The following is a 12,187-nucleotide window of genomic DNA, read 5'->3' as shown; positions in this document are numbered from 1 at the left end:
CATGACGGACAAATTCACAGGCGGACCCGCCTCCCCCGCGCCGGCGCGGACCGGCGCAACCGGCACGGACGGCAGGGCAGTCGACACCCCCGCGAGCGGCACGGACGCCAACCCTTTCGAGGCGCAGCTGGCGGCGCACGGCGTCCCGCCGGACATGCGCGCGCGCTTCGCGGCGCACGGCGTCGGCACGCTCGTCGAGAAGCTCGGGATCGTGTTCACGGAGATGGGCGCGCAGCGCGTCGTGGCCACGATGCCGATCGAGGGCAATCAGCAGGTGGCCGGGATCCTGCACGGCGGAGCCAGCGTCGCCCTCGCCGAGACGCTGGGCTCCTTCGCGGCGGCCCTGCACGGCGGCGACGCAAGAATGCCCGTCGGCGTCGACATCTCCGCCACCCATCACCGGCCCGGGATTTCCGGCCTGGTCACGGGAGTCTGCACCCCGCTCCACCTTGGCCGGACCATCACCACCCACGAGATCGTGGTCACCAACGCCGAAGGCAAGCGGGTGTGCACGTCGCGCATCACCAACATGCTTCTGGACAAGAAGTAGGCGGACGGCGTCCTCTCCACGACGGTGCCGCCGGTCGGTCCGTCGTCGGCGACGGCGGGCCCGACCGAATCGTGCAAGGCTGGTCCCATGGATCTGGAGGTGTCGCCCAAGCTCACGATTCCCGCGTCCGAACTCGGATGGCGCTTCTCGCGGTCGTCCGGGCCGGGGGGGCAACACGTCAACACGTCGGACAGCCGCGTTGAGTTGACGTGGAACGTCGCCGCGTCGCCCTCGTTGTCGGACAGCCAGCGGGAGCTGCTTCTCGAGCGCCTGGGAACGCGGCTCGTCGCGGGCTCCATCACCGTCCAGGCCTCCGAACGCCGATCCCAACTGCGCAACCGCGAACTGGCCCTGGCCAAGTTGTCCAGCCTCGTGGCGCGTGGCCTGGCCCCGGCATCCGCCCCCCGCCGTGCGACGAAGCCCACTGCGGGCTCGAAGCGCCGGCGCCTCGCCGCCAAGGAACAGCGGTCGGCGACGAAACGCCAGCGCATGCGTCCCGCGCCCGAGTAGGCCGAGCCGGGGCAAACGGTCGAGGCGGGGCCGGTCCCGGCCCTAAAAGTTGCGGCCGGACGCGGGCCGCTTGACGACGTCGTACCGCGTTTCCCGCACGCCGCCTCCGTAGTCCACGGACGACGTCTGCACGAGCGGGGCCCTCCCGCGCATGGCGAACAGCGGACGCCCGCCGCCGAGGATGACGGGCATGCTGAAGAGAATGAGCTCGTCAAGGAGGCCGGCGTCGACGAACTGTCCCGCGAGCGACCCGCCGCCGACCACCCACACGTCCTTCTCCCCCGCGTCCTCGGTGATGTCGCCGATCCACTCGGTGACGTCGCCGCGGATGAACGTCAGGTCGGCCCCGGGAAAGGCCGCGAGCTCGCGGTGGGTGAAGACCCAGGTGGGGATGCCGGAATACGGCCACCCGTCCCCGACGTTCGCCAGCATCCAGCTGTAGGTGTCGGCGCCCATGGCCAGCGCGCCGACCTCGGACATAAACCCGTCCATGGACGACTCGTGCTCGTCGAAGTCGACCTCGAACAACCATTCCAGCGAGTTCTGCTGGTCGGCAATGTAGCCGTCGGCCGATGCTGCCACGTAGTACCGGTTGCGCGCCATGGCTACATAGTAGGCCGGGTCCCGCGGAATGCCAGCGCCACCGGACGCGTCTAGCTTCCGCCCAGCGCGGGGACGATCAGGTAGATGCCGTAGAGGACCACGGCGGCGCAGAGCGCGAAACAGCCGTAGGCGGCCCCCCGGGCGAGGGCGCGCGAGCGGTCCTCGTCCTCGGCCACAGCCATCAGCCGGACCCCCGAGGAATACAGGGCGACCAGTAGGAGGGCGGAGAACCAGGTTACGACCGCGACGATCAGGAAGGCGTCCCAGTGGATGGTCATCGGGTCTCCTCCTGGTTGCCGCCGCGGGACTCGACCGGCGGCTGATGGGTGGGCTGGGTCGGCGCGGCAGTGGAGGGCGCGGCCGCGCGGACCGGTGGCTCGTCCTGTCCGACGTGCCACTCCGGGCCGCCCGGCGCCGCGGCCGCTTGGCGCCGTGCGTCGCGGGCAGCCTTGCGGCGGCGCTTTTTGGTGGGGATGTCGACCGCGGCACCGGCCCCCGCGACATCGCTGACGGCGTTGTGGTGGCCAACGACGTTCCGCTTGGAAAGCCACCAGATCACCAGCAGCGCCGCGAGGCCAAGCACCGTGACGCTTACGAGGCCCAGCACACCGAGATGGACCAGCGCGGCGGCGACCCCGCCGACCAGCGCGGCAGCCGGGAGGGTGAAGAGCCAGCCGAGGGCGATCCGGCCGGCCGTCCCCCAACGCACCGCCGCGCCCTTGCGGCCCAATCCGGACCCGATCACGGAGCCGGAGGCGACCTGGGTGGTGGAGAGGGCGAAGCCGAGGTGGGACGAGGCCAGGATGGCCGCGGCCGTGCTCGCCTCGGCCGCGAAGCCCTGCGCCGGCTTGACCTCGGTCAGGCCCGAGCCCATCGTGCGGATGATGCGCCAGCCGCCGGCGTAGGTCCCGATCGCGATGGCCAGCGCGCAGCTCGCCACGACCCAGAAGGCGGGGCCGGTTCCGGCGGTCTGGAAGCCGCCGGCGATCAGCGTCAGTGTGATGACACCCATGGTCTTTTGCGCGTCGTTGGTGCCGTGCGCCAGGGCCACCAGGGAAGAGGAAAAGACTTGGCCGTAGCGGAATCCTCCGCGCTTGGGCGAGGAAAGGCCGGACGGGCGCTTGGTGATCCAGTAGGCGAGTTTGGTGCACATGTACGCCGAGGTTCCGGCGATGACCGGCGCCAGGAGCGCCGGAAGGAGGACCTTCGACGTCAGGACGCCGTAGTCGACGGATGAGAACCCGGCGCCGACGATGGCCGCTCCGATGAGGCCGCCGAAAAGGGCGTGCGAGGAACTGGACGGCAGGCCGAGCAGCCACGTCAGCATGTTCCACAGGACGGCGCCCATCAGGCCGGCATAGATCATCTCGGGACTGATCTGTATCCCACCGTCCCCCTCGCGGATCAGCCCACCGGAGATGGTCTTCGCGACTTCGGTCGAGAGGAAGGCGCCGACAAGGTTGAGCACCGCGGCCAGGGCGACAGCCGTCTTGGGCTTGATGGCCCCCGTGGCAATCGGGGTGGCCATGGCGTTGGCCGTGTCGTGGAAACCGTTGGTGAAGTCGAAGAACAGAGCTAGTCCGATGACGAGGACGACGATAAGCGTCAGATCCATCAAGCAACCAATCTGGAGATGTGGGGAACCGTCGGGTGCGGGACGGCTTCGTTAACCGGTCCTTCGGACAACGGACATGTTCCGTTCACCCTCGACGCACAATTCATCATAGGGTCTCAAGGTTCTCAGTCAATCTGGCCCACCGGCCGCCGCGGGCAACACAAAAGGCTCCCCTGGGGGAGCCTTGGGTGCCCGAGGTGGGACTTGAACCCACACGCCTTGCGGCGCCGCATTTTGAGTGCGGTGCGTCTGCCATTCCGCCACTCGGGCCGGCGATTCGCCGGTGGTCCCCCGTGCCGCCCGTCACGCGACGGGCACAGAAGGATCACAGCGAATGCGTTGCGGTAATCAACTCTACATGCCGATAGGCTGGAGTCAGAATCCGTTCCAACCCACGCCCGGACACGCTCCGGGCAGCCAGGAGCAAGAAACTATGACGGAATTAACCCCGGAACCGTCGGGAACGCCCGCACGCCGGGTTGTGGTGGCCGAGGACGAGACGCTGATCCGCCTGGACATCGTCGAAATCCTTCAGGGCGAGGGATACGAGGTTGTCGCCGAGGCGGACAACGGCGAGAAGGCGGTCGAGCTGGTCCGCGAGCACCGGCCGGACCTGGTCCTGATGGACGTGAAGATGCCCGTGATGGACGGCATCACGGCCGCGGAGACGATCGTCAAGGAACGCATCGCCCCCGTGGTCCTTCTCACGGCCTTCAGCCAGAAGGAACTCGTCGAGCGCGCCCGCGAGGCCGGCGCGATGGCCTACGTCGTCAAGCCCTTCACCCCGAACGACCTCATCCCCGCCATCGAGATCGCCATGTCGCGGCACGAGCAGCTCGTCGCGCTGGAGAAGGAGGTCGGCGATCTCCAGGAGCAGTTCGAGACCCGCAAGCTCGTCGAGCGCGCGAAGAGCGTCCTGACCACGAAGATGGGCCTCTCGGAACCCGAGGCCTTCCGCTGGATCCAGAAGACGTCCATGGACCGGCGGCTGGGCATGCGCGAGGTCGCGGAGACGATCATCAGCCAGGTCAAGTAGGTAAGCTCCCGGCCGCACGGCGGCCGGGTCGCGGACCACGCCGGCACACGGACGACGCCCGCACACGGAAAGGGCGGCGGCCCCCAACGGGGACCGCCGCCCTTTCCGTGCCGGGAACACCCGGCCGGTGCCGCTACGGCTTGTCGCCGCGCATCCGCGCGATCATGTCGTCCACGGCCTGCTCCTTGGTCCGCCACGGGCCGACCTTCTCCCGGTTGGGCGCCTGCTGGCCCTCGTAGAGCTGCCCGGAGTCGGCGATGTCGCCGACGCGGTGGATGCGCAGGGAGTTCGTCGAGCCCGCCTGCCCCGGAGGCGAACCGGCCGCGATGCAGACCAGGTCGTTGATCTCGGCGATGCCCTCCTTCTGCAGCGCCTCGTCGACCTGGGCGGTCATCTTGTCCGTGTGGTCCGCGAACGCCACGAGCCGGGGCTGGATCCCCCAGAACAGCGTCATGATGTTGTACGTGTGCTTGAGCGGGGTGAACCCGAGGATCGGCTGCTTCGGGCGGAGGCGGGAGAGCCTGCGCGCGGAGTCGCCGGACTGGGTGAACGCGACGATGAACTTCGCGTCCAGCTGGTCGGCGATCTCCACGGCCGCGCGGGTGATCGCTCCGCCGCGGGTCTTTGGCCGGCTGCCGAGCGGCGGAATCCGCTGCAGCCCGTGGTCCTCGGTGGCCTCGATGATGCGGGCCATCGTTTCGACCGTCTCGATCGGGTAGGCCCCCACGCTGGTCTCGCCGGAGAGCATCACCGCGTCGGCGCCGTCGAGGACGGCGTTGGCGCAGTCCGACGCCTCGGCGCGCGTCGGCGTCGGGCTGTCGATCATGGACTCGAGGACCTGCGTGGCAACGATGACCGGCTTGGCCCAGCGCCGCGCGAGCTCGATGGCGCGCTTCTGCACCAGCGGCACTTCCTCGAGCGGAAGTTCCACGCCCAGGTCGCCGCGGGCCACCATGATGGCGTCGAACGCGTCGATGATCTCCTCGAGCGCGTCGACGGCCTGGGGCTTCTCCACCTTGGCGATGACCGGCAGCCGCCGGCCCTCCTCGTCCATGATTTCGTGGACCCGCGATATGTCGCTCGCGTTGCGCACGAAGGACAGTGCGACCATGTCGACGCCGGCGCGGATGGCCCAGCGCAGGTCCTCCTCGTCCTTCTCGCTCAGAGCGGGGACGTTCACGGCGACGCCTGGCAGGTTGATGCCCTTGTTGTTGGACACCTCGCCTCCGACGACGACCTCGGTGACGACCTGCTTGTCGTCGACCTCCACGGCCTTAAGGGCCACGCGCCCGTCGTTGACGAGCAGCCGGTCCCCCACGGCAACGTCCTGCGGGAGTCCCTTGAAGGTCGTGGAGCAGATGTCCTTCGTGCCCTCGATGTCCTCGACGGTGATCGTGAACCGGTCGCCCACCGCCAGCAGGTGGGGCCCGCCCGAGAAGCGGCCCAGCCGGATCTTCGGTCCCTGGAGGTCGGCGAACACGCCCACCGGGCGGCCGAGTTCCTCGGAGGCCTGCCTGACATTCGCCAGGTTCTCCGCGTGGGTGGAGTACTCGCCATGGCTCATGTTGAGCCGCGCGACGTCCACCCCCGCCTTGAGGACTTGAAGCGTCTTCTCGTAGGTGCCGATTGCCGGTCCAAATGTCGCCACAATCTTTGCGCGTCTCATTGCGTCAGCCTATCCGCCTTTCCTTGTCCGGGGCCGGGGCGCAGGAATGCGCCGCCGTCAGAGCATGCCGATGGCCCGGTCGGTCGGCGCCACAGGCGCCGGCAGGCGGGTTTCGCCCATCAGGTACTTGTCCACCGCGGCGGCGCAGGCGCGCCCCTCCGCGATGGCCCACACGATCAGTGATTGTCCGCGTCCGGCGTCGCCGGCCGCGAACACGCCGGGCGTGTTGGTCATGTAATAACCGTCACGGGCGACGTTGCCCCGGTTGTCGAATTCGGTGCCGGCCTGCTCGCCGAGCCCAGCGGGCTCGGGCCCGGTGAAACCGAGGGCCAGGAAAACGAGGTCGGCGGGTATGACTCGCTCGGTGCCGGCCTTCGGGACACGCTTTCCGTCCACGAACTCCGTCTCGGCGACCGTGATGCCAGTCACACGCCCGTCCTCACCAACGAACTCTACCGTAGAGGCGAGGTAGGTCCGTTCACCGCCCTCCTCGTGGGCGCTGGCGACCTCGAACAGGTGCGGGAACATCGGCCACGGCTGGTTCGCGGGACGCTCGGCGGGCGGCTGCTTGCCGATCGCAAGGGTCGTCACGGAGGCGGCCTTCTGGCGGTGCGCGGTGCCGATGCAGTCGGCGCCGGTGTCGCCGCCGCCGAGGATGACAACGTGCTTTCCGCGGGCATCGATCTGGTCCTCGACCTCTTGGCCGGAAATGACCCGGTTGGACTGCACCAGGTACTCCATCGCGTAGTGCACGCCCTCGAGGTCGCGGCCGGGGATCGGCAGGTCGCGGGGCACAGTGGCGCCCGTCGCGACCACCACGGCGTCGTAGCGGCGCCGCAACTGGTCCCAGGAGATGTCCTTGCCGAGTTCGACGTTGGTCCGGAACCGCGTTCCCTCGGCCTGCATCTGATCCAACCGGCGGTCCAGGATGCCCTTTTCCATCTTGAAGTCGGGGATGCCGTAGCGCAGCAGCCCGCCGATGGCGTCGTCGCGCTCGTAGACCGCCACGGTGTGGCCTGCGCGCGTCAGCTGCTGTGCCGCGGCGAGTCCGGCCGGACCCGAGCCCACCACCGCGATGGTCTGGTCGGTGTGGCGCTGCGGGCGCACCGGGACCACCACCCCGTCGTCGAACGCCTGGTCGGCGATCGAGACCTCGATCTGCTTGATGGTCACGGCGGGCTGGTTGATGCCCAGCACACACGAGGACTCGCAGGGCGCCGGGCAGAGGCGGCCGGTGAACTCGGGGAAGTTGTTGGTCGCGTGCAGTCGATCGCTGGCCTCCCCCATCCGGCCCTTCCAGACCTGGTCGTTCCACTCCGGAATCAGGTTGCCGAGCGGGCAACCCTGGTGGCAGAAGGGGATGCCGCAGTCCATGCAGCGCCCGGCCTGCTCCTTGAGCGTGCCGGCCTCCTGGCGTTCGTAGACCTCTTTGTAGTCCATGATGCGCACCGGCACGGGGCGCCGGGGCTGGGTTACGCGATCGCGTACTTTCAGGAATCCACGCGGATCAGCCACGGGTCGCCTCCAAAATCCTGGTCCAAACGGCTTCGCCGTCCGGGTCGAGTCCTTCCGCCTCTGCGGCGGCACGGGTTTGCAGCACGGCCGCGTAGTCGCGCGGCATCACCTGGGTAATGCGGGCAACGGTGTCCTGGAAATCCAGCAGCAGCGTCGCCGCCAGCGTGGAACCGGTCTCCTCCGCGTGCCTCGCCAGCATGGCGCGCACGGTTTCGACGTCGTCGCCCGGCACCGCCTGCAGGATGAGCTCGCCGGCGTCGAGCGCCTGGAGGTTCACGTGCGAGCGGTCGAGGTCCAGGACGTAGGCGACGCCGCCGGACATGCCGGCGCCGAAGTTGCGTCCCGTCGGGCCCAGGACCAGCGCCGTACCGCCGGTCATGTATTCGCAGCCGTGGTCGCCGATGCCCTCCGCCACCGCGACGGCGCCGGAGTTGCGCACCAGGAAGCGTTCGCCGACGATGCCCCGGAGGTACATTTCGCCGCTCGTCGCGCCGTAGCCGATGACATTGCCGGCGATCACGTTCCGTTCCGCCGCGAAGGAGTTCGCGCGATCGGGACGGACGATGATCCGCCCGCCTGAGAGGCCCTTTCCGACGTAGTCGTTGGAGTCCCCGAACAGCCGGAGCGTGATGCCCTCCGGCAGGAAGGCGCCCAGCGACTGGCCCGCCTGGCCGGCGAGCGTCACGTCGATCGTGTCCGTGGCCAGCGTCTCGATCCCGAACTTCCGGGTGACCGCGTTGCCCAGCATGGTGCCCACGGAGCGGTCCGTGTTGACCACGTCGAGGCTGATTCGCACCGGTTGGCGGTTCTCCAGCGCGTCCGCGCTCATCTCGATCAGCCGGTTGTCGAAGTGCGCGTCGAGCTCGTGGTTCTGCCCGACGAGGTTGCGCACCGGCGAGCCGTCGCCGTCGAAGCCGTGGAGGATCGGCTCAAGGTCGAGCCCCTCGGTCTTCCAGTGGTCGATGGCCGGCTTCTTGTCCAGGAACTCGGAGTGCCCGATGGCCTCCTCGATGCTGCGGAAACCGAGCTCGGCGAGGATCTCGCGCACCTCCTCGGCCAGGAACTCGAAGAAGTTCACGACGAACTCGGGCTTGCCGGTGAAGCGCGAGCGCAGCTCCGGGTTCTGGGTCGCGACGCCCACGGGGCAGGTGTCCAGGTGGCAGACGCGCATCATGATGCAGCCGGACACGACCAGCGGCGCGGTGGCGAAGCCGTACTCCTCGGCCCCCAGCAGCGCGGCGATGACCACGTCGCGCCCGGTCTTAAGCTGCCCGTCGACCTGGACCACCACGCGGTCGCGGAGGCCGTTGAGCATCAGCGTCTGCTGGGTCTCCGCGAGGCCGAGCTCCCACGGCGCGCCCGCGTGCTTGAGCGAGTTCAGCGGGGAGGCTCCGGTTCCGCCGTCGTGCCCGGAAACGAGCACGACGTCGGCCTTCGCCTTGGTCACGCCGGCGGCCACCGTGCCGATGCCCACCTCGGAGACGAGCTTGACGTGCACGCGTGCCCGGGGGTTGGCCCGCTTCGCGTCGTAGATCAGCTGCGCGAGGTCCTCGATGGAGTAGATGTCGTGGTGCGGCGGCGGCGAGATCAGCCCGACTCCGGGCGTCGAGTGCCGGGTGCGGGCCACCCACGGGTAGACCTTCTGGCTCATCAGCTGGCCGCCCTCGCCGGGCTTGGCCCCCTGCGCCATCTTGATCTGGATGTCGTCGGCGTTGGTCAGGTACAGGCTGGTGACGCCGAAGCGGCCGGACGCGATCTGCTTGACGGCGGAGCGGCGCTCGGGATCGAGCAGACGGTCCACGTCCTCGCCGCCCTCTCCCGTGTTGGACTTGCCGCCGAGCCGGTTCATCGCGATGGCCAGCGTCTCGTGGGCCTCCTGGGAGATGGAGCCGTAGCTCATCGCGCCGGTGGAGAACCGCTTGACGATCGACGAGACGGGCTCCACCTCGTCCAGCGGGACGGCCGGGCGCACGCCCTGCTTGAAGCCGAGCAGGCCGCGAAGGGTCATCAGGTCGCGGGACTGGTCGTCGACGCCCTGCGTGTAGGTCTTGAAGATGTCGTACCGGCGCTCGCGCGTGGCGTGCTGGAGCCGGAAGACCGTCTCGGGGTTGAACAGGTGGGGCGGGCCCTCGCGGCGCCACTGGTACTCGCCGCCGGTCTCGAGGACCCGGTGCGGCTCCTCGTTGCCGTCCGCGGGGTACGCCGAGGCGTGGCGTGCCGCCGCCTCCATGGCGATCACGTCGAGTCCGACCCCGCCCATCTGCGATTGGGTGCCCGTGAAGTACTGGTCGACGACCTGTTGCGAGAGGCCGAGGGCCTCGAAGGTCTGCGCTCCGCAGTAGGAGGAGACGGTGGAGATGCCCATCTTGGACATGATCTTCAGGACACCCTTGCCGAGGCCCTTGATCATGTTGGCGTGCGCGGCCTCCGGCGTGGTGTCGCCGAGGTCGCCGCGCAGCGCCATCTCCTCGACCGACTCGAGCGCCAGGTACGGGTTGATGGCGGACGCGCCGTAGCCGAGGAGCAGCGCCACGTGGTGCACCTCGCGCACGTCGCCGGCCTCCACCAGCAGAGACGTCTTGGTGCGGTTCGCGCTCTTGAGGAGGTGGTGGTGGACGGCGGAGAGCAGCAGCAGCGAGGGGATGGGCGCCCACTGGGCGTTCGAGTCGCGGTCGGAGAGCACCACGAACTTCACGCCGCGGTTGATCGCGGCGGACACCTTCTCGCAGATCTCCTGAAGGCGCTGGCGGAGCTCCTTCTCGCCTCCCTCGGGGCGGTACAGGCCGCGGACCTTCAGGGAGACCTTGGATCCGTTCTCCTCGCGGAGGTTGCTGATCTTCGCGAGTTCGTCGTTGGTGACGACCGGGAACTTGAGCGCGATCTGGCGGGCCTTGACCTGCCCGGTGTCCAGCAGGTTGCCGTCCGGACCGATCGAGCCGCGCATGCTGGTGACCAGCTCCTCGCGGATGGCGTCCAGGGGCGGGTTGGTCACCTGGGCGAAGGACTGCGCGAAGTAGTCGAACAGGAGGCGGGGGCGCTTGGACAGCACCGCGATCGGCGTGTCCGAGCCCATGGCGCCGAGGGGCTCGGCGCCCGTCTTGGCCATGGGGGCCAGCAGGATAGAGAGTTCCTCGTTGGTGTACCCGAAGGTGCGCTGGCGCAGGGCAACGGAGGCCGGGGTGTGGATGACGTGCTCGCGTTCGGGCAGGTCCTCGAGCTTGATGACGTTCTGCTCGACCCACGCCTTCCACGGCTGGGCGGCAGCGATCTCGGCCTTGACCTCGCGGTCCTCGATGATGCGTCCGGCCTCGGTGTCGACCAGGAACATCTTGCCCGGCGAGACCCGCCCCTTGCGGACGATCTTCTCCGGCGCGATGTCCACAACGCCGACCTCGGAGGCCAGCACCACCAGCCCGTCGTCGGTGACCCAGTAGCGCGCGGGACGAAGCCCGTTGCGGTCCAGGACGGCGCCCACGAGGTTGCCGTCGGTGAACGAGACAGCGGCGGGCCCGTCCCACGGCTCCATCAGCATGGAGTGGTACTGGTAGAAGGCGCGGCGGTCCGGGTCCATCGAGGTGTGGTTCTCCCACGCCTCGGGAATCATCATCATGATGGCGTGGGTGATGGGGCGCCCGGAGATCATCAGCAGTTCGGCGACCTCGTCGAACGAGGCCGAGTCGGACGCCCCGGGCGTGCAGATCGGGAACAGCTCCTCGGGCACCTCGCCGAGGACGTCGCCGGCCAGCTGCGACTGGCGCGCGCGCATCCAGTTGCGGTTGCCCTTGACGGTGTTGATCTCGCCGTTGTGGGCGATGGTGCGGAAGGGCTGGGCCAGGGGCCAGGACGGGAACGTGTTGGTGGAGAACCTGGAGTGGACAATGCCGAGCCGGGTCTTGAAGCGCGCATCGGAGAGGTCCGGGTAGAACGGCTCCAGCTGTGCGGTGGTCAGCATGCCCTTGTAGACGATGGTCTTGGAGGACAGCGACGGGAAGTAGACGCCGTGCTTGTTCTGGGACCTCTTGCGCAGGCGGAACGCACGCGCGTCCAGGTCCGCGACGGGTACGGCCGTTCCCTCGGCGGGCGCGAGGAAGAGCTGGACGAAGCGGGGCATGCAGGCGCGCGCCATCGCACCCACGATGTCCGCCTCCACCGGCACGTCGCGCCAGCCCAGCACGGACAGCGACTCCTGCTCGGCGAGGTCCTCGATCCCGCGGCGGGCCGAGGCCTCGATCGTGGGCTCGTCGGGAAGGAAGGCCGTGCCGACGACGTAGGATCCGGCAGGCGGCAGGTCGAAGTCGACGACCGCGCGGAAGAACTCGTCGGGAATCTGCGTGAGCAGGCCCGCGCCGTCGCCCGTGCCCTCGTCGGCGCCAACGGCTCCGCGGTGCTCCAGGTTGCGCAGGGCCGTCAGCGCGGCGTCGACGATGTCGTGGCCGGGTTCCCCGCGGAGGGTTGCTATGACGGCCAGGCCGCACGCGTCCTTCTCGTTCTCTGGGTTGTAGAGGCCCGAGGCGGCGGGAATGCTTGCATAGCTGGTAAAGGGCGACGTAACGACCCCGTCCAGAGGGCGCTCGAGGCGCTGCTGATCTCCGGTCAGTTTCATGGTGTCCTTTCTCCGATAAGGGGAGCGGCCACTGTGTGGCCGCGCAAGGTTGCGGAGGGGACGGCGTTGGCCCCTGGGCAGTCGAGGCC

The 12,187-nt window shown here is 69.0% G+C and carries 9 protein-coding genes and 1 tRNA gene; 3 read left to right on the top strand and 7 right to left on the bottom strand.

Going from position 1 to position 12,187, the window contains the following annotated elements; genetic code table 11:
- The first annotated feature begins 1 nt into the window (after position 1).
- Positions 2-550: a hotdog fold thioesterase gene (locus tag AC3ZJJ_RS04965; protein WP_489894145.1), complete on the top strand. Its 549-nt coding sequence runs from the start codon at positions 2-4 to the stop codon at positions 548-550.
- Between the two features lie 87 nt (positions 551-637).
- Positions 638-1,060, top strand: coding sequence for an alternative ribosome rescue aminoacyl-tRNA hydrolase ArfB (arfB, locus tag AC3ZJJ_RS04960; RefSeq protein WP_489894144.1), 423 nt, complete (start codon positions 638-640; stop codon positions 1,058-1,060).
- 42 nt (positions 1,061-1,102) lie between these two features.
- Here arfB and AC3ZJJ_RS04955 read toward each other — a convergent pair whose 3' ends face one another.
- From AC3ZJJ_RS04955 to AC3ZJJ_RS04940, 4 genes are all read right to left on the bottom strand, one after another.
- Positions 1,103-1,663: a dihydrofolate reductase family protein gene (locus tag AC3ZJJ_RS04955; RefSeq protein WP_489894143.1), complete on the bottom strand. Its 561-nt coding sequence runs from the start codon at positions 1,661-1,663 to the stop codon at positions 1,103-1,105.
- A 50-nt stretch (positions 1,664-1,713) separates the two neighbouring features.
- A complete protein-coding gene (locus AC3ZJJ_RS04950) occupies positions 1,714-1,941 on the bottom strand; it encodes a hypothetical protein (protein ID WP_489894142.1) in 228 nt (75 codons plus the stop codon).
- The gene (locus AC3ZJJ_RS04945) at positions 1,938-3,278 is read right to left on the bottom strand and encodes an inorganic phosphate transporter (RefSeq protein ID WP_489894141.1); all 1,341 of its coding nucleotides are present in this window, start codon (positions 3,276-3,278) and stop codon (positions 1,938-1,940) included. Before AC3ZJJ_RS04945 ends, AC3ZJJ_RS04950 begins: the two co-directional genes overlap by 4 nt.
- Positions 3,279-3,467: 189 nt before the next feature.
- A tRNA-Leu gene (locus tag AC3ZJJ_RS04940) sits at positions 3,468-3,548 on the bottom strand.
- A gap of 163 nt (positions 3,549-3,711) precedes the next feature.
- Here AC3ZJJ_RS04940 and AC3ZJJ_RS04935 point away from each other — a divergent pair.
- Positions 3,712-4,314, top strand: coding sequence for an ANTAR domain-containing response regulator (locus AC3ZJJ_RS04935; protein ID WP_489894140.1), 603 nt, complete (start codon positions 3,712-3,714; stop codon positions 4,312-4,314).
- Between the two features lie 133 nt (positions 4,315-4,447).
- Here AC3ZJJ_RS04935 and pyk read toward each other — a convergent pair whose 3' ends face one another.
- The 3 genes from pyk to gltB are packed head-to-tail and all read right to left on the bottom strand — an operon-like array spanning position 4,448 to position 12,098.
- Positions 4,448-5,980 (bottom strand): pyruvate kinase, encoded by a 1,533-nt coding sequence (gene pyk / locus AC3ZJJ_RS04930; RefSeq protein ID WP_489894139.1) that lies wholly within the window; start codon positions 5,978-5,980, stop codon positions 4,448-4,450.
- A 57-nt stretch (positions 5,981-6,037) separates the two neighbouring features.
- Positions 6,038-7,495, bottom strand: coding sequence for a glutamate synthase subunit beta (locus AC3ZJJ_RS04925; RefSeq protein WP_489894138.1), 1,458 nt, complete (start codon positions 7,493-7,495; stop codon positions 6,038-6,040).
- On the bottom strand, positions 7,488-12,098 hold the full coding sequence (gltB, locus tag AC3ZJJ_RS04920) for a glutamate synthase large subunit (RefSeq protein ID WP_489894137.1): 4,611 nt from the start codon (positions 12,096-12,098) through the stop codon (positions 7,488-7,490). The genes AC3ZJJ_RS04925 and gltB overlap by 8 nt, the downstream gene beginning before the upstream one ends.
- Between the last annotated feature and the right edge of the window lie 89 nt (positions 12,099-12,187).

The organism is Arthrobacter sp. AOP29-A2-19 (genome assembly GCF_058138025.1).
This window is presented reverse-complemented; position numbering and strand designations above follow the sequence as displayed.